Consider the following 24,605-nt stretch of genomic DNA (forward strand, 5'->3'; position numbering starts at 1 on the left):
CAGGTATCTATAGCGGTGCGGAGTTGACGCCGAGGGGCAAGTCGATGATGGGGCTGCAAGGTGCCTCGACGAAGTGATCGCGGGTCGACTTCGCATCGAATTCATAGTTTTTCTATCTGAGTCCGGGCGCAGGGCGAACGGCGAGGGGCAAGAGTATGAGGCCGAGCTTATGTCGATTCTGACTCGCCGTTCAACTCCGCCTGCACCCTCGCTGTACCCTTGCCGGCGGGCACCGAGCCCAGCGACCTCAAGAACGTGGGAGAGCCCGCAAAGTTCGTCCCGACGACGTGAAGCCCATGGTTGCAGGGTTCGGGCTGGCGCAGGCAAGAGTAACGAGATGGTGGCGCATGAATCTGCAAAGTTCAAGCGGCCACGAATGAAACACCTGGCAGTGCTGCCCGGCATCGAGCCCTCTGATTCGTCGATAAGGAGAACAATAACTCATGGCTTTTATCAGCAATGCACCGGTGCGCCACCGAACCGTCGGCATCGATCTGGCAATCAGCGCGGTACAGGTCGCGCAGATCTTTGATGATGGCCGTGCGATTGGCAAACCAATCCGCTTTCGTTTGACTTCAACCGACCTCAGGCGTTTCGTGTCAGCCATCAAGAGCGGCGTCGGTGCGGAAACGCCAATCACGGCAGTGATGGAACCAACCGGCATGGCTTGGTTTCCGGTGGCGAACTGGCTGCAGCGTGCCGGAATCAAGGTCATTCGAGTCAAGGGACAGCGCGTGAAGGCGTTGCGCAAATACCTCAGCGAGCATGCCAAGACCGATGCGGCCGATGCGCATGTATTGGGCGCAATACCCGGCTTTGGTGGTCGTGGCCTCGACCCCGTTCATGTGCCCGGGCCCGAGCAACATGCACTACAGCGACTGACCAAGCAACGTCACCGCTATCAGGAACTAGTATGTTCCGCGCGGCGCCGCGTTCTTGACCTCGTCCGCTGGGCCTGTCCGGCCCTTGAGCCTGTGTTACCCGATACAGTGACGCAGATCACGTTGGCAATTCTCGGCGAGCTATTCGATCCGCGCAAGGTTGTCGCCATGCGGCGCGATGTGCTCGCCCGATTTCTGTCGCGACACGCTTCAGGCAATCATCCCAAGAGCGGCCCCTTTATCGATTCGCTGGTTGAGAAGCTCAAGTCAGCTGCCGAGGAGACCATCGAGCTCCACGGTGATAGTGTCGATTTCGTTGCACTGCAATTCGAGGTGGCACAGGAAGTCGAACATTTGCGATTGTGGGATCGTCACGTCAGCGCGATCGAGCGTGAGGTAGAACAGATCTATCAGCGGGTGCATCCGTCCAATGCGCTTCGAACCATCCCCGGCATTGGGGCGACCCTGGCTCCCTTGCTCATCGGCGTACTCGGCTACGCGAAACGCTTCCGTAACGAGGATCACATCCGTGGCTTCTGCGGCATGTTCCCAACCAGAAGTTCATCTGGTGGCATAGAGAAGCCCGGGCAGAGGCTGACAAAGAGCGGTAGCGATCGCGTCAAGCGGGCGCTGTACATCGCCGCGGACGTCGCACGCAAGATCGATCCAGATCTTGCCGCCGTGTACTGGCGCCTCATGGTGAACAAGGGGCATCACCACAAGCAGGCCATATGCGCAGTTGCTACGCGTTTGATCAACCGGATCTATCGTGTGCTGAAGACCGGCGAGCCGTACGTGCTTCGAGATCAGGAGGGTAACGCGATTACCGTTCAAGAGGGCAAGCGTATCGTTGCTGCGCAATTCACAGTGCCACTCGAAGTCCGCCAGTCTCGCAGGAACCAGCCCATGCCAGAACCGGCGTAGAACCTCGTTTCGAGGCCGCGAATAAGCGTTGACAGTCGGTACGAGATCACCTCGCCCGCTTCGACCTCGACAGCGCGCTCGAAGCCGAGCGGCGCGCAGTCGAACTTCAGCCTGACAACCCGGTCGTGCTCGGCAATCACGGGCAGACACTGCGCGAAGCGCAGCAATGGGAAAACGCCGAGCGCTTCACGTTGGCCGCGCACCGCGCCGCGCCGGACACGCCGTCGCACCTGTCCAACCTGAGCATGATCCACCTGCTGCGCGGCAATTACGCCGACGGCTGGCGCGAGCACGAAGCGCGCTGGGACGGATCGAAGGAACTGGCAGGCAAACGACCGGTGCTGGAAGGGCCCGCCTGGCGCGGCGAATCGCTGGCAGGCAAGACACTGCTGCTTTGGGGCGAACAGGGGATGGGCGATCTGCTGCAATTCTGCCGCTATGTTCCGTTGCTGGCCGAGCGCGTGCATCGCGAAGGCGGACGTCTTGCGTGGAACTCGTTTCCGCAGATGGGCGCGCTGCTCGGACGCTCGCTCGCGCAACATGCCGACGAGTTCACACTGGGCGGCGGCGTCGAGCAGTTGCCGAAGTTCGATTATGAAGTCTCACTGCTCTCGCTGCCTTTGCTGTTCGATACGCGCGAAGAAACGATCCCGTCGACTGTTCCATATCTGCAAGCCGATCCGCTAGCCGTCGACGCATGGCGTCATCGCCTCGTCGGCGAAAAGCGGCTGAAGGTCGGACTCGTGTGGACGGGCAGCCACGGACATCAACGCAATCCGTACCGCCGCGTCGGCCTGGAACGCTATGTCGACGCCTTCCGCGAGCTCGACAACGTCGCCTTCTATTCGCTGCAGCCCGGCGCCGCAGCCGAAGTGGCGGCAGCCCGCACGGCAGGACTGGATATCGCCGACCACACGGCCGAATTCAAAACCTTCGACGACACTGCCGCCTATCTCGGCGCGCTCGATCTGGTGGTCACCGTATGCACGTCCGTCGCGCATCTGAGCGGTGCAATCGGGCAGCGCACGTGGGTGTTGCTCGATGTCAATCCGCATTGGGTCTGGCTGCTCGATCGCACCGACAGCCCGTGGTATCCGAGCGCGAGCTTGTACCGGCAGCCGCAGTTTGCGCAGTGGGAGCCTGTGTTCGACAAACTGACGCGCGATCTTGCGGCGCTGGCGGATTCGCGCACATAGCCTCGTACCACGCCCGCTCGCCGGGGATGCTTCAGTCCGGCGCGGGCGCGGCGCTTCCTTCCATTACGCGCGTCCGCGCGATTGCATCGGCGAGACATTCGGGGCATAGGCAGCCGGTGCTGGCGTCGAGCGCGTCGGTGGGCATCGCCGGCATCGATACGCACCAGCACGCTTCACGGCCGCCACGCGCGCCGCAGTCGAACACACGGCGGCAGCGCGGACAGCGAGCGCTCGACGTTGCGGAAGATCCAATCGATTCGGATGGGGACGGGTTCATGACAGCGAGATGAAACCGGTCAGTGGATTCAAACATGATGCCACTTCCGGCGAGTCAGCAAAACGCCTGCCCGCTCGCCGCCGATTCACTCGTTTGCAAAAATGGCCGGCCTTTCCAGTTGCGCGCGCGAACTAACCAGCCGGGCAATGGCCCAAACCTTCCGTTGCACCGCTGCAAATTGCAGCGTGAATCACGCGTCCGTTGGCGGCGAAATCCGCTTTTCCGCACTGCGGCACAACGGCCACGATCCCCGCGACGGCACACATCAGTTTCACTATTGCACCGCGCCAGTTGTGTACAATCCGGCCTTGTTTTCACCGTTTCCGTGTCCGAGCCGCCGCCATGTCCGAGACTCCCGACCTGTCCCAGATCGCCCCCACGCTGAAGGCTGAAATTCTCGCCGAGGCGCTGCCCTATATCCGCCAGTACCACGGCAAGACCGTCGTCATCAAATACGGCGGCAACGCGATGACGGAAGAGCGCCTGAAACAGGGCTTCGCGCGAGACGTGATCCTGCTGAAGCTGGTCGGCATCAACCCGGTGATCGTGCATGGGGGCGGTCCGCAGATCGATCAGGCGTTGAAGAAGATCGGCAAACAGGGCACGTTCATCCAGGGCATGCGCGTCACCGACGAAGAGACGATGGAAGTCGTCGAATGGGTGCTGGGCGGTGAAGTGCAGCAGGACATCGTCACGCTGATCAACCACTTCGGCGGTCACGCAGTCGGTCTGACGGGCAAGGACGGCGGCCTGATCCACGCGCGCAAGCTGCTGATGCCGGACCGCGACAACCCCGGTCAGTACATCGATATCGGACAAGTCGGCGAAGTCGAGGCGATCAACCCGGCGGTCGTGAAGGCGTTGCAGGACGACGCGTTCATCCCCGTCATTTCGCCGATCGGCTTCGGCGAAGACGGTCTGTCGTACAACATCAACGCGGACCTCGTCGCGGGCAAGCTGGCCGTCGTGCTGAACGCCGAGAAGCTCGTCATGATGACGAACATCCCGGGCGTGATGGACAAGGAAGGCACGCTGCTGACCGATCTGTCCGCGCGCGAAATCGACTCGCTGTTCGCCGACGGCACGATCTCGGGCGGCATGCTGCCGAAAATCTCGTCGGCGCTCGACGCCGCGAAGAGCGGCGTGCGTTCGGTGCATATCATCGACGGCCGCATCGAGCATTCCGTGCTGCTCGAAATTTTGACGGAGCAGCCGTTCGGCACGATGATCCGCTCGCACTGAGCGCGGTCGTCACGTCACGCATCACGCAGGCTCACGCATCACGCGAAGCACGGCACGCTGGCCGCCGTGCTTCGCAGAAGGCATACTGGCCTTCGGTCTTTCGCGCAGTGTCCTGCGCTGTCTCAAGCTTTTCCATTGCACGCATCGCGCGCCGCCCGTCTTGCACGGCAGCGGACCGCCTCGCGCGCTTGATATCTACCACGCCGCAACATCATGCGCACTTTCCGTCCGAAGCGCCGTCGGCCGCAGATTCACGCCGGCACGCCCGTCTGGCTGTTCGATCTCGACAACACGCTGCATCACGCGTCGCACGCGATCTTCCCGGCGATCAACACCGCGATGACGCAGTACATCATCGACGCGCTGCAAGTCGAGCGCGACGAAGCGAACCGTCTGCGCACCGGCTACACGCAGCGCTACGGCGCGGCGCTGCTCGGGCTCACGCGCCATCATGACGTCGATGCGCACGACTTCCTGGAATACGTCCACACGTTTCCCGATCTGCGCGCGATGCTGCGCAGCGAACGCGGCCTGAAACGTCTCGTCGACGCGCTGCCCGGCCGCAAGATCGTGCTGACCAATGCACCCGAAGCGTATGCGCTCGACGTGCTGAAAGAGCTGGGCATCGAGCGGCTGTTCGAGCGCGTGATAGCCATCGAGCATATGCGCGACCGCCGCTACTGGCGCGCCAAGCCCGATCACGCGATGCTGCGCCGTGCGATGCGCGACGCGCACGTCCGTCTCTCGGACGCGGTGCTCGTCGAAGACACGCGCAGCCATTTGAAGAACTACCGGCGGCTCGGCATCCGCACGGTGTGGATCGTCGGCCACCTGCCGCGGGCGGCGCGCGCGGACGGCTCGCTTGCGCGACTGCCGGGCACGGGTCGCCCGCACTATGTCGACAGCCGCATTCGTTCGCTAAAATCGTTGAGACTGGGCACTCGCCCAGGAAGGCCGATCGAACCACTCACGGAGCATCCGGCCTGGCGATAACAGGGACGACAGACATGCAGCCTATCCGCAAGCATGACGAGGACGTAACCGAGGATCAAGCCGCCGCACCGCGCTCGACGCGCCTGAAACCGGGCGAGCGGCGCGTGCATATCCTCCAGACGCTGGCCGCGATGCTGGAGGCGCCGAAGAACGAAAAAATCACCACGGCGGCGCTGGCCGCGCGTATCGGCGTGTCGGAAGCAGCGCTGTACCGCCATTTCGCAAGCAAGGCGCAGATGTTCGAAGGGCTGATCGAGTTCATCGAGCAGACGCTCTTCGGGCTCATCAACCAGATCATCGCGAAAGAGCCGAACGGCGTGCTGCAGGCGCGCGCGATCGCGCTCATGCTGCTCAATTTTTCAGCGAAGAATCCGGGCATGACACGCGTGCTGACCTGCGAAGCGCTCGTCGGCGAACACGAGCGGCTCACCGAGCGGGTCAACCAGTTGCTCGAGCGCGTCGAGGCCTCGCTCAAGCAATGTCTGCGGCTCGGCTTGATGGACGCGTCGAGCCACGCCGAACACAGTGCGATCCCGCTGCCCGCCGACTACGATCCCGTGGCGCGCGCGAGCCTGTTGCTCAGCTACATCATCGGGCGCTGGCATCGCTTCGTGCGCAGCGGCTTCTCGCGCGCGCCGATCGAACAGGCCGACGCGCAATTGCGCCTCATCCTCCAGTAGGGCGGCCCAACGCAGACGCAGCGCATTTTCCGCTATACTCTGCGCTTGACCGTTCTTGACGGTCCAGAATTGCACAACGCGCCGATTTGCTGACTCGATTGCGGGCGCGCGAACCAGCGGATGGAGTTCATCCATCCCGGTTCACTATAAATGCGGCTAAAGAGGTCGTCAGCCGCGCACACGCTCCTTCCGCGCCATCGCCGACACCATTTAGCCGCCCCATGTCAGAAGGCGGAATGAATGGAATCGATCGGGATCGTCACTCCACAAACAATGCATTTCTCCGAGCCGCTGCGCCTGCAGAACGGCAGCTCGCTCGCGAACTACGACCTCGTCGTCGAAACGTACGGCACGCTCAACGCCGCGCGCAGCAATGCCGTGCTCGTATGCCACGCGCTCAACGCGTCGCATCACGTGGCGGGCGTCTACGCGGATGATCCTAAGAACGTCGGCTGGTGGGACAACATGGTCGGCCCGGGCAAGCCGCTCGACACCAACCGCTTCTTCGTGATCGGCGTGAACAACCTCGGTTCGTGCTTCGGCTCGACGGGCCCGATGAGCATCGATCCGTCGACGGGCCGTCCATACGGCGCGAGTTTCCCTGTCGTGACGGTCGAAGACTGGGTGAACGCGCAGGCGCTCGTCGCCGACACGTTCGGCATCGAGAAATTCGCAGCCGTGATGGGCGGCAGTCTCGGCGGCATGCAGGCGCTCGCGTGGAGCATGATGTATCCGGACCGGGTCGCGCATTGCATCGTCGTTGCATCGACGCCGAAGCTCTCCGCGCAAAACATCGCGTTCAACGAAGTGGCGCGCTCGTCGATCCTGTCGGACCCGGACTTTCACGGCGGCAACTACTACGCGCACGGCGTGAAGCCGAAGCGCGGCTTGCGCGTCGCGCGGATGATCGGCCACATCACGTATCTGTCCGACGACGACATGGCCGCGAAGTTCGGCCGCGCGCTGCGTCGCGCGGAAGGCGCCGAAGACGCCTACAACTTCAACTTCGACGTCGAGTTCGAAGTGGAATCGTATCTACGCTACCAGGGCGACAAGTTCGCCGACTACTTCGACGCGAACACGTATCTGCTGATCACGCGCGCGCTCGATTACTTCGATCCCGCCAAGGCGTATGACGGCGATCTCACTGCGGCACTCGCGCATACGAAGGCGAAGTATCTGATCGCGAGCTTCACGACCGACTGGCGTTTCGCGCCCGCGCGCTCGCGCGAGCTGGTGAAGGCGCTGCTCGATCACAAGCGCCAGGTCACGTACGGCGAAATCGACGCGCCGCACGGCCACGACGCCTTTCTCCTCGACGACGCGCGCTATCACAACCTGATGCGCGCCTACTACGAACGCATTGCTGCAGAGGTCAACGCATGAACCAGCGCGCTCTCGATTATCTTGCGACGCGACCGGATTTCCGCGCGATTGCCCGCTGGGTCGAGCCACGCGGAACGGTGCTCGATCTCGGCTGCGGCGACGGCTCGCTGCTGTCGCTGCTGATGGAAGAGCTCGAAGTGACGGGCTACGGCATCGAGATCAACGATGCCGGCGTGCTTGCTTCGACGAAGAACGGCATCAACGTGATCCAGCAGAATCTGGAAGACGGCTTGCGCCTGTTCGAGGACGGCAGCTTCGATTTTGCGATCCTTTCTCAAACGCTGCAGACCATTCACCAGACGGCCGCGATCCTGCGCGAGACGGTGCGTGTCGGCAAGGAATGCATTGTTTCGTTCCCAAATTTCGGATTCTGGACACACCGGCTGTCCGTTTTGCAGGGACGCATGCCCGTGTCGAAGTCGCTGCCTTATCAGTGGCACAACACGCCGAACGTGCGCGTGCTGACCATCAAGGATTTCGAGGCGCTCGCGCCGGAAGTCGGCATCGAGATTCTCGATCGAGTCGTGTTGCATGGCGGCCAGCAGGTGCGATGGGGCGTGAACTGGCGTGGTAGTCTTGCGGTCTATCGCGTCAAGAAAAGCTAACGTCACTCATCTCATGTCGAACCCGCCACACGAGGCGCCTGCACTAACCGCTCACGAAGAACATCCCGGCTGGCGCGCGTTTCTCAACGCGCGCATGCTGATCTGCGTTTTCCTCGGCTTCACGTCGGGGTTGCCGCTGTTCACCCTCGTCTATCTCGTCCAGGCCTGGCTGCGCTCAGAAGGCGTGAACCTGAAGGAAATCGGCCTGTTTGCGCTGATCCAGTTTCCCTATACGTGGAAATTCCTCTGGGCGCCGCTGATGGACCGTTACGTGCCGCGTCTGCCCGGCTGGCGGCCAGGCCGCCGGCGCGGCTGGATGCTCTTCACGCAGATTCTGGTCGCCGGCGCGATCGCGTCGCTCGGCATCGTCTCGCCGCGCGATTCGATCTGGACGGTTGCCGCACTGACCGCGCTCGTCGCGTTCTTCGGCGCAAGCTCGGATATCGTGATCGACGCGTATCGGCGCGAACTGCTGCACGACACCGAGCAAGGCCTCGGCAACGCCGTACACGTGAACGCGTACAAGATCGCGGCGCTCGTGCCCGGTTCGCTCGCGCTGATTCTCTCCGACCATCTGCCGTGGGCGACCGTGTTCATCGTGACGGCCGCTTTCATGCTGCCCGGCATGGTGATGACGCTCGTCGTGAAAGAACCCGAAGTACACGGCGCGCCGCCCAGAAACCTGCGCGAAGCGATCGTCGAGCCCTTCCGCGAATTCATTCTGCGCGACGGCTGGCGCGGCGCGCTGTTCGTGCTCGGCTTCATCTTCCTGTACAAGCTCGGCGATACGATGGCGACCACGCTGTCCACGTCGTTCTTTCTCGACATCGGCTTTTCGCGCACGCAGATCGGCGTGATCGCGAAGACGACGGCGTTCGGCGCGAGTCTGGCGGGCGGCATCATCGGCGGGATTGCGCTGATGCGCATCGGCATCGGTCGCGGCTTGTGGATCTTCGGCATCCTGCAGATGGTGTCGACGCTCGGCTTCGCGTGGCTCGCGCATGTCGGGCCGACGTCGCCGGGACTCACCGTCGTGTACGACATCGCCGTTGCGCTCAGCACGGGCACGACGAAACTGCTGTCGTTGCTCGGCGTCGGCTGGACGGTGCAACTCGATCCGATGTCGGTCGCGCTCGCGCTCGTGTACGGCTTCGAGACATTCACGACAGGCCTCACGCTCGCCGCATTCACCGCGTATATCGCGAGCACGACCGACCCGCGCTATACGGCGACGCAGTTCGCGCTCTTCACGTCGCTGGCTTCCGTGCCGCGCACGCTGGCGTCGGCGGCAAGCGGCTTCGCGGTCGCGCAGATCGGCTGGTTCCACTACTTCCTGGTCTGCACGGCGCTTGCTATACCGGGCATGCTACTGTTGTTCCGGATCGCCCCTTGGAGAAAGCAGTCGTGATGGTGTTTGCGTCGCGGCGCGCTGCCATTGGTCCGGCTTCGCGCGCCGTTTCCCGTCGATCGCCTGCATATCGCATGCGCGGGCGCACCCGTGCGCTGCATCTCGCCGTTCTCGCCGCGTGCGCGGCGTTCGGCGTGACGTCGCCGTGGCAAGCGCACGCGACCGAATCGACGTCGAACGTCAGCGCGCCGCCCGCTGCAAACGCGCCTGCTGCGCCATCCACTCCTTCGACGCCTTCCACGCCAAAGTCAGATGCGCCGTCCGCCACGTCCAGCCCATCCGCGCCGTCGAACGCAGGCACGGCGACGCCGCCAACGCCCGTGACGGCTCGCACGCCGGCACCCACGCCCGCGCTGCCACCGCCTTTCATGCCGAACCAGCAACTGCGCTATGGCGGCTATGCGGTGTTCCGCAATCTGATTCCGTCGCCGATGCTCGAAGCGCAATCGGCTGAGGAGTTCGATCAGATCGCACGCGGCGCAGAGCACATGAGCCGGCTCTATCCGTCATCGGACGCGCACGTAAAGCGCGTGCAGGCGATCGTCGACAAGCTGGTTCCGTATTCGCTGAAATGGAACGACCGCGCGAAGAACTGGAAGTGGGATATCGCGGTGCTGCGTTCGCCGGACATTCGTGTGTACTGTCTGCCAGGCGGCAAGATCGTCGTGTATGGCGGCATGCTCGACAAGGTCAAGCCCAACGACAACGAACTCGGCATGCTGCTCGGCCATGAAATCGCGCACGCGCTGCGTGAGCACGCGCGCGAGCGTCTAGGCGAACAGCAGGCCGCGCAACTTGGATCGGGGACGATTCCGCAACTCTTCGGCCTCGCCGATCTCGGCGAAGCGCCGCTCGGCATCGGCACGCAGTTGCTGGAAATGAAGTACGAACGCGCCGACGAAACGGAAGCCGATGTGATCGGCAGCGACATTGCATCGCGTGCCGGTTACGATCCGCGCGCGGCGATCACGCTATGGGACAAGCTGGCCGTCGCGACGCGCAACAACCGCGATCAGGGCTTCATCTACGTACACCCGTACAACCCGACACGCCGCGCCGACATCATGAAGCGGCTCGCCGACATGCTGCCGCTGTACGCGAAAGCCGTCGGCAAGACCGTCGATGCGTTGCCCGACTATGCGGGCATCGGCCGACCGCGTCGTACGACCACGACCGACTGACGCCGCTTTCGTTTATTTCTTCGCGATCTTGTGCGCGTAGTCGACGGTCACGGGCGCGTGATCGCTGAACTTGATATCGCGGAACACGTCGACGCGCTTCGCCGTCGCCGCAATGCCCGGCGTCGCGATCTGGTAATCGATACGCCACCCCACGTTCTTCGCATACGCCTGGCCGCGATTGCTCCACCACGTGTATTGCTCCGGCCGCTGGTCGAGCGTGCGGAACACGTCCACGTAGCCGACATCGTCGAACAGCTTCGTGAGCCACGCGCGTTCTTCCGGCAGGCAGCCCGAGTTCTTCTGGTTGCCCTTCCAGTTCTTGATGTCGATTTCCTTGTGTACGATGTTCACGTCGCCGCACACGATCACTTCGCGCTCTTTCGACAACTCCGTGAGATGCGGCATGAACTCGTCCATGAAGCGGTACTTCGCCTGCTGACGTTCGTCGCCGCTCGAACCCGACGGCACATACACCGAAATCACCGACAGATTGCCGAAGCGCGCTTCCACGTAGCGACCTTCGGGATCGAACTCTTCGCTGCCGAAGCCGATGATGACCTCATCCGGCTCGTGACGCGTATAGAGACCCGCGCCGCTGTAACCCTTCTTCACCGCATGCTGGAAATAGCCGGTGAAACCGTGCGGCGCGAGGAATTCAGGCGTCATGTCGTCCTGCGAGCATTTGATTTCCTGTACGCACACGACGTCGGCTTTCTGCTCGCCGAACCACTCGAAAAAGCCCTTCTTGGCCGCCGAACGGATGCCGTTCAGGTTGGCGGTGATCACACGCAACATGTTTTTCCTTCGTTATGTTTTCGTCTATTCGACAAGGTGAAAATCATTCGACTATCACGCCCTTCAGCGATTCTTTCGCGGGCGGGAATTCGAGCTTCAACGACTCGAACGCGCGCAGCAGCAATTCGCCGACCATCACGTTGCGATGCGTCTTCGAATCCGCGGGAATCACGTACCACGGCGCGTAATCCGTCGACGTCGCGGCGAGCGCTTCCTCGTACGCGTCCTGATACTTGTCCCACAGCTTGCGTGCGTCGAGATCGGAGACGTCGAATTTCCAGTGCTTGGTCGGATCGTCGATACGCGCTTGCAAGCGCTCGCGCTGCTCGTCCTTCGAAATGTGCAGCATGCATTTGATGATCGTCGTGCCGTTCTGCGCAAGCATCAGCTCGAAATCGCGAATGTGCCGGTAGCGGCGCAGGCGTGCATCTTTGTCGATCGAACCGAGCACGACAGGCACGAGCACGTCTTCGTAATGGCTGCGGTTGAAGATCGTCAGTTCGCCGGCGGCGGGCGCCTGCGAATGGACGCGCCACAGGAAGTCGTGCGCAAGCTCGGTGAGTGTGGGCGCCTTGAACGGCACGATGCGCAGACCGAGCGGATCGACTTCATGAAACACCGCGCGGATCGTGCCGTCCTTGCCGCTCGTGTCCATGCCTTGCAGCACGAGCAGAACGCGCTGCACGCGCTGCGCGTGCAGGCGCTCCTGCTGAGCATCCAGCGCCGCGCCGATCTCGGCGAGCCGTTCGCGGTCGGTATCTTTCGATCCCGTCGTAAACGGCTTCGAGGACGGATCGATGCTGGGGAGTGAAAACTTCGCCTTGTCGTTCCCGTCGAAAAAGGGCACGCGATATTCGTCGAGCTCGTTCTTCTTAGCCATCGTTGTTCCTCCTGTGCGCCGTGCAGTCACGTCGAATGGAAAAGCAAACGGGCCGTTGCGCGACTTTCGATGCGACAACAGCCCGTCATGGCCTTCGCATGCGACATGCCGCACACGAAAGCCGATACCACTACGACACTCAGCCCAGCTTCTTCTTCAACAGCTCGTTGACCTGCTGCGGATTCGCCTTGCCCTTGGTCGCCTTCATCGCCTGGCCGATCAGTGCGTTGAACGCCTTCTCCTTGCCCGCGCGGAATTCCTCGACCGACTTCTGGTTCGCGGCGAGCACTTCGTCGATGATCGCTTCGAGCGCGCCCGTATCCGAAATCTGCTTGAGACCCTTCGCTTCGATGATGCGGTCGGCGGCGGTGTCATCCGTGGCTTTCTCTTCCCAGATCGCGAGGAAGATTTCCTTCGCGATCTTGTTCGAGATCGTACCGTCGGCGATGCGTTGCAGAACGAGCGCGAGTTGCGCAGCCGACACCGGGCTGTTAGCGATGTCGAGGTCTTCGCGGTTCAGTTGCGACGACACTTCGCCCATCAGCCAGTTCGCCGCGACTTTCGCCTGCGCTGCACCGACCTTCGCGACAACGGCTTCGTAGTATGCGGCCATCGCCTTGCTCGACGTGACGACGCCTGCATCGTACGGCGTCAGACCGTATTGCTCGACGAAACGCTGCTGCATCGCCGCCGGCAGTTCCGGCAGTTCGCCCCGCACGCGCTCGACCCACGACGAATCGATCACCAGCGGCATCAGATCGGGATCGGGGAAATAGCGGTAATCGTGCGCGTCCTCCTTGCTGCGCATCGAACGGGTTTCGCGCTTGTCGGGATCGTACAGACGCGTTTCCTGCACCACCGTGCCGCCGTCTTCGATCAGTTCGATCTGACGACGCACTTCGTACTGGATCGCTTCTTCGAGGAAGCGGAACGAGTTCAGGTTCTTGATCTCGGCGCGCGTGCCGAATTCCTTCTGGCCGACGGGGCGCACCGACACGTTCGCGTCGCAGCGGAACGAGCCTTCCTGCATGTTGCCGTCGCAAATGCCGAGCCACACGACGAGACCGTGCAACGCCTTCGCATACGCAACCGCTTCCGCTGCGCTACGCATTTCCGGCTCGGTAACGATTTCGAGCAGCGGCGTGCCCGCGCGATTCAGGTCGATGCCCGTCATGCCCGCAAAGTCTTCGTGCAGCGACTTGCCCGCATCTTCTTCGAGGTGGGCGCGTGTCAGGTTGACGGTCTTTTCGTACGCTTCCTTGCCGGCCTTTTCATTGGCCGGCACCTGAATCGTGATCTGGCCGCCCTGCACGACGGGGATTTCGTACTGGCTGATCTGATAGCCCTTCGGCAGATCAGGGTAGAAGTAGTTCTTGCGCGCGAAGATGCTGCGCGGCGCGATCGTTGCGTCGATGGCGAGACCGAACTGGATCGCGCGCTCGACAGCGCCCCTGTTCATCACAGGCAGCACGCCCGGCAACGCCAGATCGACGGCGCAGGCCTGCGTGTTCGGCGCGGCGCCGAACTGCGTGGCTGCGCCCGAGAAAATCTTCGAGACCGTCGACAACTGCGCGTGGGTCTCGAGACCGATAACGACTTCCCATTGTGTTGCCATGCTTAAACTCCCGCCGGCGCCTTGCGATGCCAGTCCGTGACGCGCTGGAACGCGTCCGCCACTTGCAGCATGCGTGCTTCGTTGAAATAGTTGCCGATGATCTGCAAGCCGACGGGGCGCTGCGCATTCGCGCCCGCGCCGAAGCCGCACGGCACGCTCATACCCGGCAAACCGGCGAGGCTCACCGACAGCGTGTAGATATCCGCGAGATACATCTGCACGGGATCGTCGCCCTTCGCGCCAATATCCCACGCGACGGACGGCGCCACCGGGCCCATGATCACGTCGCACTGCTTGAACGCTTCCTGGAAATCCTGCGCAATGATGCGGCGGATCTTCTGCGCCTGCAGGTAGTACGCGTCGTAGTAGCCGTGCGACAGCACATACGCGCCGACCAGAATGCGGCGCTTCACCTCGGGGCCGAAGCCTTCGGCGCGCGACTTCTTGTACATGTCGAGCAGATCGCGATACTCGGCCGCGCGATGGCCGTAACGCACGCCATCGAAACGCGACAGGTTCGACGACGCTTCCGCCGGCGCGATCACGTAGTACACGGGAATCGACAGTTCCGTCTTCGGAAGCGACACTTCGACGAGCGTCGCGCCGAGCGCTTCGTATTGCTTCAACGCGGCATCGATCGATGCGCGCACGTCGTCGGCAAGGCCCGCGCCGAAGTATTCCTTCGGCAAGCCGATGCGCAGGCCCGCGAGCGGCTTGTCAGCCACGTTGCCTGCGCCCGACCATGTCTGGCCGAGATAGCGCGTGTAGTTTTCGTGATCGTGCGTGAGGCTCGTCGAGTCGCGCTCGTCGAAGCCGCCCATTGCGTTGAGCAGCAGCGCGCAGTCGGCGGCCGTCTGCGCCAGCGGACCGCCCTGATCGAGCGACGACGCAAACGCGATCATCCCGTAACGCGACACGCGGCCATACGTCGGCTTGATGCCCGTAATGCCCGTGAACGACGCCGGCTGGCGGATCGAACCGCCCGTGTCCGTGCCCGTCGCGGCGGGCGCGAGGCGCGCGGCGACAGCCGCCGCCGAACCGCCCGACGAGCCGCCCGGCACGGCCTTGCGATCCCACGGGTTCTGCACCGGGCCGAAGTACGAGTTCTCGTTCGACGAACCCATCGCGAATTCGTCCATATTGGTCTTGCCGACGCACACCATGCCCGCGCGCGCGATCCGCTCGACGACCGTTGCATCGAACGGGCTCGTATAGTTTTCGAGCATCTTCGAGCCGGCCGTGGAGCGCCAGTTGCGCGTGACGAACACGTCCTTGTGCGCGATGGGCAGGCCCGTCAGCGGACCGGCGTTGCCGGCGGCGATCAGCGCGTCGGCGGCTTGCGCCTGCGCGAGCGTCTGTTGCGCATCGACGTGAACGAAGGCGTTCAGCGCCTTGTGATCGTCAATGCGTTTCAGATACGTCTGCGCCAGTTCGACCGCGGAGCATTGCTTCGCGTCGAGCGCGGCGCGCAGTTCGGTCAAGCTTTTTTCATGCATTGCGTTTTTCCTGGAAAGCGCGACGGCGCGCTGCGCCGCCGTGAAGGCTTCCGGCCGCCCGCCGGCGGGCCGGGCCGAACAGAGCGGGTTGTGCTGCGCGCCGAGATTCGCACGCGTGACACACAACCCTGTGCTAAATCATTGAAGCGGCGCTTACTCGATGACCTTCGGCACCAGATACAGGCCGTCCTGCACCGCGGGCGCCGGACGCTGGTAATCATCGCGATTCACGTTTTCGGTCACCGCGTCGTTGCGCAGACGCAGCGCCACGTCTTCGATCTGCTCGATGGGATGCGCGAGCGGCGCGATGCCCGTCGTATCCACCGCCTGCATCTGTTCGACGAGGCCAAAGAAATCGTTGAGCTGGGTCAGCGTGTGCTCGGCATCGGCATCGGGCAGTTCGAGCCGTGCGAGGTGGGCGATGCGTTTCACATCGGTCAGAGTCAGGGCCATGCGATCACCGGAAAAGTGGCAGTCTGCCGCAACGATGAAAAAACGATGCTGCGACAGCGGGTTAGGTCATTGGAGCAAGCCCTCGAAATTGGGGCCCGCGAAGGCAAAAAGTGCCATTCGTTTCCTTTAAATCAAGCAAAATTATAAGGTATCATTACGCGTTCGACCCAAACCCGGACCGTCTTACCAAGGGCTTTCTGACATTTTCAGAGATCGCTGAACGACAGTTCGGCTGCCTTGCGATAGCCTCCGGTACGTTCCCTCGCAGTTTCATGCTTCCTACGGCGCACTTGGCCGGACATGAGGCTGCTAATTTTTTTCCGCTGCCGCCCTACGCTTTCGATGCGAGGGCCGGCCCCCAGCGAGACAGGATTTTGCATGTTCGGTTTTTTGCGCAGCTATTTCTCCAACGATCTGGCCATTGACCTCGGCACGGCCAACACGCTTATCTATATGCGTGGCAAAGGTATCGTTCTCGACGAGCCGTCCGTCGTTTCGATTCGCCAGGAAGGCGGCCCGAATGGCAAGAAGACCATTCAGGCAGTCGGCAAGGAAGCAAAGCAGATGCTCGGCAAGGTGCCGGGCAACATCGAGGCGATCCGCCCGATGAAGGACGGCGTGATCGCCGACTTCACCGTGACCGAACAGATGATCAAGCAGTTCATCAAGACGGCTCACGAATCGCGCATGTTCTCGCCGTCGCCGCGCATCATCATCTGCGTGCCGTGCGGTTCGACCCAGGTCGAGCGCCGTGCCATCAAGGAAGCGGCACACGGTGCGGGCGCATCGCAGGTCTACCTGATCGAAGAGCCGATGGCAGCTGCTATCGGTGCGGGTCTGCCGGTTTCGGAAGCAACGGGCTCGATGGTCGTCGACATCGGCGGCGGCACGACGGAAGTCGGCGTGATCTCGCTGGGCGGCATCGTGTACAAGGGTTCGGTGCGCGTCGGCGGCGACAAGTTCGACGAAGCGATCGTCAACTACATCCGCCGCAACTACGGCATGCTGATCGGCGAACAGACGGCCGAAGCCATCAAGAAGGAAATCGGCTCCGCGTTCCCGGGCTCGGAAGTCAAGGAAATGGAAGTGAAGGGCCGTAACCTGTCGGAAGGCATTCCGCGCAGCTTCACCATTTCGAGCAATGAAATTCTCGAAGCATTGACCGATCCGCTGAACCAGATCGTGTCGTCGGTGAAGATCGCGCTGGAACAGACGCCGCCGGAACTCGGCGCCGACATCGCCGAACGCGGCATGATGCTGACGGGCGGTGGCGCACTGCTGCGCGACCTCGACCGCCTGCTGGCGGAAGAAACGGGCCTGCCCGTGCTGGTCGCAGAAGATCCGCTGACGTGCGTCGTGCGTGGCTCGGGCATGGCGCTCGAACGCATGGACAAGCTCGGCAGCATCTTCTCGTACGAGTAAGGTTGCCAGTCTCCATGTCTGCAGCGCGCACTGAAAGGCTGGCTCCGCCAGCCTTTGCGCGTTGGGCGCGCGCCTAGCGCGCCGCCGTTTCACCCAATCGCTCACGCTCCCGGCGACCATGGAATACAGTCCGCCGCCCCTATTCAAGCAAGGCCCCTCGGCTCTCGCACGACTTATCTTCTTCGTGCTGGTAGCGCTCGCCCTGCTCATTTCCGACGCGCGATTCCGCACGCTCGAGATCGTTCGCGGCGTGCTCGGCGCGGGCTTGTATCCGTTGCAGCGCGCGGCGCTGGTGCCGCGCGACATCTTCATGGGCGCCGCCGATCTCGCCGTCACCAGCGCGTCGCTGCGCGGCGAGAACGACAAGTTGCGCACACGCAATCTGCAGTTGTCGCAGCAGGCCAACCAGGCGGCCCAGCTCGACGCGGAAAACGCGCATCTGCGTAATCTGCTGCAACTGTCGCAACGGATGACAACGCAGTCGATCCCCGCCGAAATCCAGTACGACACGCGCGATCCGTTCACGCAAAAGGTCGTGATCGGCCGTGGATCGCAGCAAGGCATCAGGGACGGTTCGCCCGTCGTCAATGAAGACGGCGTGATCGGCCAGGTGACGCGCGTGTTCCCGATGCAGTCCGAAGTGACGCTGCTCACCGACAAGGACCAGGCCGTCCCCGTGCAGATCGTCCGCACGGGCCTGCGCAGCGTGATCTACGGCACGCCGAAGGGCGACGCGCTCGACCTGCGTTTCGTGCCGATCAGCGCCGATGTGCTGGCCGGCGATGAACTCGTGACGAGCGGTCTCGACGGCATCTATCCGCCGGGGCTGCCTGTCGCGAAGGTGGTGCGCGTCGACAAACAGGCGGACACGGCATTTGCGCGCGTGATCTGCCAGCCCATCGCGCCTGTGCGCGGTGCTCGCGATCTGCTTGTTCTACACTACGAGAACAACGTGCCGCCGCGCCCCGCCGACGAACCCGATCCCGCCGCAGCCGCGAAGGAAGCGAAAAAGAAGAACGCGAAAACGCAGGACAAAGGCAAGTCAGGCGAGAAGGACGCGAAGTCTGCTCCGACGGCCGCCGCATCGGCGCCTGCAGCGGCCGCGGCTGCGGCAAAACCGGCTGCGCCGGCTGTCGCATCGTCGGCCAAGCCTGCTGGCAAGGCATCGACCGAAAAGAAGCCGGCCGCTGAAAAGGGCGCGAAGCCTCAAGCCGCTCAAGGGGCAAATCAGGGGGCCAAGCAATGAATCGCCCGCAGTACATCCTGCAGCCCGTCAATCCTTATTTCATCGCGTTCAGCCTCGCCGCCGCGTTCCTGCTGAACATGATGCCGTGGGGCCGTCTGGTCGGCGTGCCCGATTTCGTCGCGCTCGTGCTGCTGTTCTGGAACGTGCATCAGCCGCGCAAGGTCGGCATGGGTATCGCGTTTATGCTCGGTCTGTTGATGGACGTGCATAACGCCAGCCTGCTCGGCGAACACGCGCTCGCCTACACGCTGTTGTCGTACGGCGCGATCACGATCCACCGCCGCGTGCTGTGGATGTCGATCGGTGTGCAGGTTTTCGCTGTGATGCCGTTGCTCGTCGTCGCGCAACTCGTGCCGTTCGTGATCCGCCTGCTGACGGGCGCGTCGTTTCCGGGCTGGGGTTATCTGATCGACGGGTTCGTCGAAGCAGCACTCTGGCCCGTCGCGAGCATTCTGCTTTTGATGCCGCAACGCCGTCCGGCCGATCCGGACGATACGCGGCCCATCTGACCGCCCGCGCCGCCCGTCCGCTGATGAACGCGCCAGGCTTTTCGCCGCCTTCACGAACGTTCGACGACGCAATGCGCTGCGCAACCGGCCGACGCAGCGCAAAACCCGGCAGCGCACCGGCGCCTCGCCGCCGAATTGAATCAAACCGCATAACCGGCAGTTCCTGCCCAACCGCATGACCGAATTCAAGGACACCCAGCAGCAGCTCACGAAATTCCGCCTGCGCGTCGCGGCGGCGGGGCTGTTCGTGTTTGTCTGCTTCGGGCTGATCGCGTTCCGTTTCCTGTTCCTGCAGGTCTGGCACTACAGCAAATACTCGCTGCAAGCCAACGAAAACCGCATCTCAGTCGCGCCGATCGTGCCGAACCGCGGCATCATCACCGACCGCAACGGCGTCGTACTCGCCAAGAACTACTCGGCTTACACGCTGGAAATCACGCCGTCGAAGCTAAACGACACGCTCGATAACGTAATCGACAGTCTCGCGACCGTCATCAGTATCGACGCGCGCGACCGCCGCCGCTTCCGCAAACTGCAGGAAGACTCGAAGAACTTCGAGAGCCTGCCGATCCGCACGCGCCTCACCGACGACGAAGTCGCGCGCTTCACAGCGCAGCGTTTCCGCTTCCCTGGCGTCGAAGTGCGCGCGCGCCTGTTCCGCCAATATCCGCTCGGACCGACGGCGGCGCATGTAATCGGCTATATCGGGCGCATTTCGCAGCGCGACCAGGACAAGATCGACGACGCCAGCGACCAGAACGACAGCGATCCCGAGCACTACGACGCGCGCCTCGACGCGAACAACTACAAAGGCACCGACTACATCGGCAAGATCGGTGTCGAGCAGAGCTACGAGACAGAGCTGCACGGGCTGACGGGCTTCGAAGAAGTCGAAGTGACGGCGGGCGGGCGACCGGTGCGCACGCTGTCGCGCACGCAGGCGACACCGGGCAACAACCTCGTGCTGTCGCTCGATATCGGCTTGCAGCAGGTCGCCGAGCAGGCGTTTGCGGGCCGCCGCGGCGCGCTCGTCGCGATCGAGCCATCGACGGGCGACGTGCTCGCGTTCGTGTCCGCACCGAGCTTCGATCCGAATTCGTTTGTCGACGGCATCGACCAGCAGACCTGGGACGAACTGAACAACTCGCCCGATCACCCGCTGCTGAATCGTCCGCTACACGGCACGTATCCGCCCGGCTCGACGTACAAGCCGTTCATGGCGCTCGCCGCGCTGACGCTGCACAAGCGCACGCCGCAATGGGGCTTCCAGGATCCGGGCTCGTACACGTTCGGTGGCCACACGTTCCGCAACGACGTGCCGCAGGGTCAGGGCTGGATCGACATGAATCGCGCGATCATGGTGTCGAACGACACCTACTTCTACATGCTCGCGCACGATCTCGGCGTCAACGCGATCGCCGGATTTATGAAGCCGTGGGGCTTCGGCCAGATAACGGGCATCGACATCGCCGGCGAAGCGCGCGGCATTCTGCCTTCGACGGACTGGAAGCGCAAGGCGTATCGCAAGCCCGAACAGCAACGCTGGTACGAAGGCGAGACGATCAGCCTCGGCATTGGTCAGGGCTACAACTCGTACACGATTCTTCAGCTCGCGCATGCGACAGCGACGCTCGCGAACAACGGCACGGTGATGAAGCCGCACCTTGTGAAGGAGATCGAGAATCCGATCACCCGGGCACTGCGCGCTACCGTGCCGAAGGACGACGGACGCATCGACGTGAAGCAGTCCGATATCGACGTCGTGAAGCGTGGCATGGAAAACGTGACGATGAACCCGTCGGGCACTGCGTATCAGGTGTTCCGCAATGCCGCGTATGTGTCGGCGGGCAAGACGGGGACGGCGCAGGTGTTCTCGCTGCAAGGCGCGAAGTACCACGGCCACGCGCTCGCTGAACATCTGCGCGACCACGCGCTCTTCATCGCGTTTGCCCCTGCCGACAACCCGAAAATCGCGGTCGCGCTGATCGTCGAAAACGGCGGCTGGGGTGCGCAAGCGGCGGGCCCGATCGCGCGGCGGGTGCTCGACTATTACCTCGTCGACCGCATGAAACCGGGCGTCGAGCAGGCAGCCGTCGTGGCGGCTGCATCGGCGACGGAGGAAACGTCGGCGCCCGTCATCGGTAGCGCGCCGGTAGCGCCCACCGGCGACATTCAGCCTGTCGCCGTCGCGGCTGGCTTCAAGCCACTGCCGTTGCCCGCGGGCGCACCGACGCCGCATGCGGCGCCTGCGTCGGATGCATCCGGCGCCGTCGCGGCGTCGGGCGCAGCTTCGGCTTCGGCGCCTGTCGCTTCGTCAGCTGCGGCGCCGCGAGCCGCTTCGGCATCGAAGCCGGCCAAGGCGCCGCGCGTCGCGTCGGCCACAGTCGCGCCGTCGCCCGCTGCATCTGACACGGCAGCAACCACGGCTGCGGCACCCGTCAAGGCGTCCGACGCCCGCAAGTCCCCACGCAAACCCCGTCCGGCCAGTGAATCGCGGCCGGTCGCTGCCGCGCCGTCGCGTAACGAGGAATCGCAGGCCGCGCCGCGCGGCCCCGTTTCCGGCGGCATCGACGAGTAAGGAGAAAGGCATGCAAATCGACAAGCGCGCCTGGCTCGAACGCTTCAAGAAGATGTTCGCGGGCTTCGATCGACCGCTCGCACTGATCGTGTTTCTGCTGCTGTGCGTCGGCATCGTGACGCTGTACAGCGCGAGCCTCGACGTGCCCGGCCGCGTCGAAGACCAGCTGCGCAACATCATCCTGACGTTCGCGCTGATGTGGGTGCTGGCCAACATCCCGCCCACGACGCTGATGCGCTTCGCCGTCCCGCTCTACACATTCGGGGTCGCGTTACTGATTGCCGTGGCGCTATTCGGCCTCACGCGCAAGGGCGCCAAGCGCTGGATCAACGTTGGTGTGGTGATCCAGCCATCGGAGATTCTCAAGATCGCGACGCCGCTGATGCTCGCGTGGTACTACCAGCGCCGCGAAGGCAACATCCGCTGGTGGGATTACATCGTCGGCATGCTAATTCTCGCGGTGCCAGTCGGGCTGATCGCGAAACAGCCCGACCTCGGCACGGCCGTGCTCGTGTTCGCATCGGGGTTCTTCGTTATCTATTTCGCGGGGCTGAGCTTCAAGCTGATCGTCCCCGTGCTGATTGCGGGCGTGATTGCCGTCGGCGCGATTGCGACGTTCCAGGACAAGATCTGCCAGCCTGAAGTGCAATGGCCGCTGATGCACGACTACCAGAAGCACCGCATCTGCACGCTGCTCGATCCGACGTCCGACCCGTTGGGCAAAGGCTTCCACACCATTCAGGCCGTGATCGCGATCGGCTCGGGCGGCCCGCTCGGCAAGGGCTGGTTGAAGGGCACGCAGGCGCATCTCGAGTTCATTCCCGAGAAGCACACTGACTTCATCTTCGCGGTGTTCTCAGAGGAGTTCGGCCTGGCCGGCGGCCTTGTATTGCTGACGCTCTATATGGCGCTGATCGCGCGCGGCCTGTACATCGCGGCGAACGGCGCGACGCTATTCGGCCGATTACTGGCCGGCTCGCTGACGATGGCGTTCTTCACCTACGCGTTCGTGAACATCGGCATGGTGAGCGGGATTCTTCCCGTGGTCGGCGTGCCGTTGCCGTTCATGAGTTACGGCGGCACCGCGCTCACGACGCTCGGTTTTGCGATCGGGCTCATCATGAGCGTCGCGCGACAGAAGCGTTTGATGCAAAGCTGACCTGGCAGCACCAACAATACGGACATGCAAAAACAAAACGGCGCCTGAGATTTTCAGGCGCCGTTTTTTTATTGCGGCTTCGCTTCGTGCGATTCGCGTAACTGGGTGCTGAGTTGCTGATACTTGAGCCGCGCCGCCGGGTCGCCCTGTGCAGCCGCCGCGGCGTAATAGGCCCGCGCGACGTTCAGGTTCTGCGTCACGCCATCGCCGCCGCGTTCGTAGAACGAGCCCGTCACGTACTGCGCGGTCATGTCGCCGCCCTCGGCCGCCTTCTTGTACCAATAGAACGCCTGCTGGTTGTCACGTGCGGTGCCGCGCCCATCGAGAAACTGGTTCGCCAGCGCCAGCTCGGCCTGGATATGCCCTTGCTGCGCAGCCTTCAGAAACCATTGATGCGCTTCCGCCGGATCGCGCCCGACGAACTCGCCATCGTCGTACATCTTGCCGTACACGTATTGCGCGTGCGACATGTTCGCGTCGGCGGCTTTGCGCAGCCACTTCTTGCCTTCTTCGACATTCGCAGGACCGCCCTCGCCGTTGAGCAGCATCATCGCGTAGTTGAACTCGGCGAGGCGGCTGCCGCGCTGCGCGGCCTTGCGAAACTCGGCGAGCGCAGACGTGAAGTTGCCTGCGTTGTAATCGGCGACGGCCGTTTGGGTTTCCATATCCGACGCGGGTGGCGTCTTACTCTGCGCGTGTGCCGCCGCACCCGCCGTCAGAGCGGTCAGCACGATGGCACGGCTTGCAATGCGCATCGCGCGTAACGACAACAGCTTCATGACCGAGCCTCCTGCAGTGCCTGTCGCGTGGTGCGCAACAGCCACATCACATCGGCGGCCAGCGCGATGAAGCGAAAGCCTTCCGACCGGTATTGCCGCGCGCTCGCGACGTCCATCGCGAAGATGCCCGTCGCGACACGCGCACGATGCGCGACGTCCAGAATATGCTTCATCGCGTCCTGCACTTCAGGGTGTTTCGAGTCGCCGAGATGACCGAGGCTTGCCGCGAGATCCGCTGGTCCGACGAACAGGCAATCGACACCTCGCGTCGCCGCGATCTGCTCCAGATTTGCGAGCGCGTGTTGCGATTCGATCTGCACGATGTTCGCTATCTGCGCATTCGCGTTCTGCAGATAATCGCGCCGCATGCCATAAGCCGCAGCGCGCACAGCGCCGGCGACGCCGCGCAGACCGTCCGGCGCATCGGCTGTCGCGTATTGCGTCAGGCGAACGGCATGGGCCGCTTCATCGGCCGTCTCGATGTTCGGAAACATCAGCGTACGAGCGCCCGCATCGAGCACGCGCTTGACGAGCCACGGCTCGACGGCGGGCAGACGCACGACGGGCTCGGTCGGCAGATGCGCCGCAGCAATCGCGCGCAGTTGTCCGGTGACGTCGCTGCTGTCGTTGGGCGCATGCTCCATGTCGATCAGCAGCCAGTCGAAACCGGCGTGCGCCAGCGCTTCCGCCGCGCTATCGCTGCCCAGCGAGAGCCACAAGCCGAACAGCGGGTCCGGGTCCTTGAGACGCAGCTTGAGGGGATTCGTAAACGTGCTCATCGCGCGCCTCCGTCGATGCGAGGCGCAGCCGCAATCAGGCTGGAGCAAAAGACGACGCGGCCCGAAAGGCCGACGTCAACAACTAGAGGATGGTGGCGGGCGTCGAGCCCGCAGCGTAGCG

21 protein-coding genes and 1 pseudogene are annotated in these 24,605 nt (G+C 63.2%); 14 read left to right on the plus strand and 8 right to left on the minus strand.

What is annotated here, in order from left to right; genetic code table 11:
- The first annotated feature begins 443 nt into the window (after positions 1–443).
- Positions 444–1,805, plus strand: a complete 1,362-nt coding sequence (locus BLT65_RS14275; RefSeq protein WP_091778625.1) for an IS110 family RNA-guided transposase — start codon at positions 444–446, stop codon at positions 1,803–1,805.
- 50 nt (positions 1,806–1,855) lie between these two features.
- Positions 1,856–3,001, plus strand: a pseudogene (locus BLT65_RS14280) (tetratricopeptide repeat protein); the annotation flags it as partial.
- Between the two features lie 31 nt (positions 3,002–3,032).
- On the opposite strand, the gene BLT65_RS14285 reads toward BLT65_RS14280, so the two are convergent.
- Positions 3,033–3,314, minus strand: a complete 282-nt coding sequence (locus tag BLT65_RS14285) for a cysteine-rich CWC family protein (protein WP_425273127.1) — start codon at positions 3,312–3,314, stop codon at positions 3,033–3,035.
- A gap of 306 nt (positions 3,315–3,620) precedes the next feature.
- On the opposite strand from BLT65_RS14285, the gene argB reads away from it, so the two are divergent.
- The 7 genes from argB (at position 3,621) to BLT65_RS14320 (ending at position 10,773) form a co-directional block, all read left to right on the plus strand.
- Positions 3,621–4,520 carry an acetylglutamate kinase gene (gene argB / locus BLT65_RS14290; protein WP_007582059.1) on the plus strand — a complete coding sequence of 300 codons (900 nt, stop codon included), beginning with the start codon at positions 3,621–3,623 and terminating at the stop codon, positions 4,518–4,520.
- Positions 4,521–4,733: 213 nt separating this feature from the next.
- Positions 4,734–5,513, plus strand: coding sequence for a pyrimidine 5'-nucleotidase (locus BLT65_RS14295; protein WP_091778627.1), 780 nt, complete (start codon positions 4,734–4,736; stop codon positions 5,511–5,513).
- Between the two features lie 14 nt (positions 5,514–5,527).
- The gene (gene slmA / locus BLT65_RS14300; RefSeq protein WP_091778629.1) at positions 5,528–6,193 is read left to right on the plus strand and encodes a nucleoid occlusion factor SlmA; all 666 of its coding nucleotides are present in this window, start codon (positions 5,528–5,530) and stop codon (positions 6,191–6,193) included.
- Between the two features lie 240 nt (positions 6,194–6,433).
- Positions 6,434–7,579: a homoserine O-succinyltransferase MetX gene (gene metX / locus BLT65_RS14305; protein ID WP_091778631.1), complete on the plus strand. Its 1,146-nt coding sequence runs from the start codon at positions 6,434–6,436 to the stop codon at positions 7,577–7,579.
- Complete coding sequence (gene metW / locus BLT65_RS14310) at positions 7,576–8,184, plus strand: methionine biosynthesis protein MetW (RefSeq protein ID WP_007582053.1); 609 nt, start codon at positions 7,576–7,578, stop codon at positions 8,182–8,184. The genes metX and metW overlap by 4 nt, the downstream gene beginning before the upstream one ends.
- A 13-nt stretch (positions 8,185–8,197) precedes the next feature.
- Complete coding sequence (locus tag BLT65_RS14315; RefSeq protein WP_091778633.1) at positions 8,198–9,592, plus strand: AmpG family muropeptide MFS transporter; 1,395 nt, start codon at positions 8,198–8,200, stop codon at positions 9,590–9,592.
- Complete coding sequence (locus BLT65_RS14320) at positions 9,592–10,773, plus strand: M48 family metallopeptidase (protein WP_091778634.1); 1,182 nt, start codon at positions 9,592–9,594, stop codon at positions 10,771–10,773. The genes BLT65_RS14315 and BLT65_RS14320 overlap by 1 nt, the downstream gene beginning before the upstream one ends.
- 12 nt (positions 10,774–10,785) lie before the next feature.
- On the opposite strand, the gene BLT65_RS14325 is transcribed toward BLT65_RS14320, so the two are convergent.
- The 5 genes from BLT65_RS14325 to gatC form a co-directional block, all read right to left on the minus strand.
- The gene (locus BLT65_RS14325) at positions 10,786–11,568 is read right to left on the minus strand and encodes an exodeoxyribonuclease III (protein WP_007582049.1); all 783 of its coding nucleotides are present in this window, start codon (positions 11,566–11,568) and stop codon (positions 10,786–10,788) included.
- Positions 11,569–11,611: 43 nt separating this feature from the next.
- The gene (locus tag BLT65_RS14330; protein WP_091778636.1) at positions 11,612–12,448 is read right to left on the minus strand and encodes a PPK2 family polyphosphate kinase; all 837 of its coding nucleotides are present in this window, start codon (positions 12,446–12,448) and stop codon (positions 11,612–11,614) included.
- Between the two features lie 139 nt (positions 12,449–12,587).
- Complete coding sequence (gene gatB, locus BLT65_RS14335; RefSeq protein WP_042305014.1) at positions 12,588–14,063, minus strand: Asp-tRNA(Asn)/Glu-tRNA(Gln) amidotransferase subunit GatB; 1,476 nt, start codon at positions 14,061–14,063, stop codon at positions 12,588–12,590.
- Between the two features lie 2 nt (positions 14,064–14,065).
- Complete coding sequence (gatA, locus tag BLT65_RS14340; protein WP_091778982.1) at positions 14,066–15,559, minus strand: Asp-tRNA(Asn)/Glu-tRNA(Gln) amidotransferase subunit GatA; 1,494 nt, start codon at positions 15,557–15,559, stop codon at positions 14,066–14,068.
- Between the two features lie 153 nt (positions 15,560–15,712).
- A complete protein-coding gene (gene gatC, locus BLT65_RS14345) occupies positions 15,713–16,012 on the minus strand; it encodes an Asp-tRNA(Asn)/Glu-tRNA(Gln) amidotransferase subunit GatC (protein ID WP_007582035.1) in 300 nt (99 codons plus the stop codon).
- Between the two features lie 378 nt (positions 16,013–16,390).
- On the opposite strand from gatC, the gene BLT65_RS14350 reads away from it, so the two are divergent.
- The 5 genes from BLT65_RS14350 (at position 16,391) to rodA (ending at position 22,926) form a co-directional block, all read left to right on the plus strand.
- A complete protein-coding gene (locus tag BLT65_RS14350) occupies positions 16,391–17,434 on the plus strand; it encodes a rod shape-determining protein (RefSeq protein ID WP_004189550.1) in 1,044 nt (347 codons plus the stop codon).
- A gap of 118 nt (positions 17,435–17,552) precedes the next feature.
- Complete coding sequence (mreC, locus tag BLT65_RS14355; RefSeq protein WP_042305015.1) at positions 17,553–18,680, plus strand: rod shape-determining protein MreC; 1,128 nt, start codon at positions 17,553–17,555, stop codon at positions 18,678–18,680.
- Entirely contained in the window at positions 18,677–19,189 is a 513-nt protein-coding gene (gene mreD, locus BLT65_RS14360; RefSeq protein ID WP_042305016.1) for a rod shape-determining protein MreD, read from the plus strand. The genes mreC and mreD overlap by 4 nt, the downstream gene beginning before the upstream one ends.
- 175 nt (positions 19,190–19,364) lie before the next feature.
- Entirely contained in the window at positions 19,365–21,767 is a 2,403-nt protein-coding gene (gene mrdA / locus BLT65_RS14365; RefSeq protein WP_091778638.1) for a penicillin-binding protein 2, read from the plus strand.
- A 10-nt stretch (positions 21,768–21,777) separates the two neighbouring features.
- Positions 21,778–22,926, plus strand: a complete 1,149-nt coding sequence (rodA, locus tag BLT65_RS14370) for a rod shape-determining protein RodA (protein ID WP_042305018.1) — start codon at positions 21,778–21,780, stop codon at positions 22,924–22,926.
- A 68-nt stretch (positions 22,927–22,994) separates the two neighbouring features.
- Here the strand turns inward: rodA and BLT65_RS14375 are convergent, their stop codons facing one another.
- Both BLT65_RS14375 and BLT65_RS14380 read right to left on the minus strand, forming a co-directional pair.
- On the minus strand, positions 22,995–23,705 hold the full coding sequence (locus BLT65_RS14375) for a tetratricopeptide repeat protein (RefSeq protein WP_091778640.1): 711 nt from the start codon (positions 23,703–23,705) through the stop codon (positions 22,995–22,997).
- Entirely contained in the window at positions 23,702–24,484 is a 783-nt protein-coding gene (locus BLT65_RS14380) for an HpcH/HpaI aldolase family protein (protein ID WP_042305020.1), read from the minus strand. Before BLT65_RS14380 ends, BLT65_RS14375 begins: the two co-directional genes overlap by 4 nt.
- Positions 24,485–24,605: the final 121 nt, after the last annotated feature.

This window comes from Paraburkholderia steynii (assembly GCF_900100565.1).
Taxonomy (GTDB): domain Bacteria; phylum Pseudomonadota; class Gammaproteobacteria; order Burkholderiales; family Burkholderiaceae; genus Paraburkholderia; species Paraburkholderia terrae.

What these genes read in the sequence shown, in the direction of transcription:
- BLT65_RS14275 (WP_091778625.1), top strand. Translation starts at nt 444, where the DNA reads ATGGCTTTTATCAGCAATGCACCGGTGCGCCACCGAACCGTCGGCATC.
- BLT65_RS14285 (WP_425273127.1), bottom strand. Translation starts at nt 3,314, where the DNA reads ATGTTTGAATCCACTGACCGGTTTCATCTCGCTGTCATGAACCCGTCC.
- argB (WP_007582059.1), top strand. Translation starts at nt 3,621, where the DNA reads ATGTCCGAGACTCCCGACCTGTCCCAGATCGCCCCCACGCTGAAGGCT.
- BLT65_RS14295 (WP_091778627.1), top strand. Translation starts at nt 4,734, where the DNA reads ATGCGCACTTTCCGTCCGAAGCGCCGTCGGCCGCAGATTCACGCCGGC.
- slmA (WP_091778629.1), top strand. Translation starts at nt 5,528, where the DNA reads ATGCAGCCTATCCGCAAGCATGACGAGGACGTAACCGAGGATCAAGCC.
- metX (WP_091778631.1), top strand. Translation starts at nt 6,434, where the DNA reads ATGGAATCGATCGGGATCGTCACTCCACAAACAATGCATTTCTCCGAG.
- metW (WP_007582053.1), top strand. Translation starts at nt 7,576, where the DNA reads ATGAACCAGCGCGCTCTCGATTATCTTGCGACGCGACCGGATTTCCGC.
- BLT65_RS14315 (WP_091778633.1), top strand. Translation starts at nt 8,198, where the DNA reads ATGTCGAACCCGCCACACGAGGCGCCTGCACTAACCGCTCACGAAGAA.
- BLT65_RS14320 (WP_091778634.1), top strand. Translation starts at nt 9,592, where the DNA reads ATGGTGTTTGCGTCGCGGCGCGCTGCCATTGGTCCGGCTTCGCGCGCC.
- BLT65_RS14325 (WP_007582049.1), bottom strand. Translation starts at nt 11,568, where the DNA reads ATGTTGCGTGTGATCACCGCCAACCTGAACGGCATCCGTTCGGCGGCC.
- BLT65_RS14330 (WP_091778636.1), bottom strand. Translation starts at nt 12,448, where the DNA reads ATGGCTAAGAAGAACGAGCTCGACGAATATCGCGTGCCCTTTTTCGAC.
- gatB (WP_042305014.1), bottom strand. Translation starts at nt 14,063, where the DNA reads ATGGCAACACAATGGGAAGTCGTTATCGGTCTCGAGACCCACGCGCAG.
- gatA (WP_091778982.1), bottom strand. Translation starts at nt 15,559, where the DNA reads ATGCATGAAAAAAGCTTGACCGAACTGCGCGCCGCGCTCGACGCGAAG.
- gatC (WP_007582035.1), bottom strand. Translation starts at nt 16,012, where the DNA reads ATGGCCCTGACTCTGACCGATGTGAAACGCATCGCCCACCTCGCACGG.
- BLT65_RS14350 (WP_004189550.1), top strand. Translation starts at nt 16,391, where the DNA reads ATGTTCGGTTTTTTGCGCAGCTATTTCTCCAACGATCTGGCCATTGAC.
- mreC (WP_042305015.1), top strand. Translation starts at nt 17,553, where the DNA reads ATGGAATACAGTCCGCCGCCCCTATTCAAGCAAGGCCCCTCGGCTCTC.
- mreD (WP_042305016.1), top strand. Translation starts at nt 18,677, where the DNA reads ATGAATCGCCCGCAGTACATCCTGCAGCCCGTCAATCCTTATTTCATC.
- mrdA (WP_091778638.1), top strand. Translation starts at nt 19,365, where the DNA reads ATGACCGAATTCAAGGACACCCAGCAGCAGCTCACGAAATTCCGCCTG.
- rodA (WP_042305018.1), top strand. Translation starts at nt 21,778, where the DNA reads ATGCAAATCGACAAGCGCGCCTGGCTCGAACGCTTCAAGAAGATGTTC.
- BLT65_RS14375 (WP_091778640.1), bottom strand. Translation starts at nt 23,705, where the DNA reads ATGAAGCTGTTGTCGTTACGCGCGATGCGCATTGCAAGCCGTGCCATC.
- BLT65_RS14380 (WP_042305020.1), bottom strand. Translation starts at nt 24,484, where the DNA reads ATGAGCACGTTTACGAATCCCCTCAAGCTGCGTCTCAAGGACCCGGAC.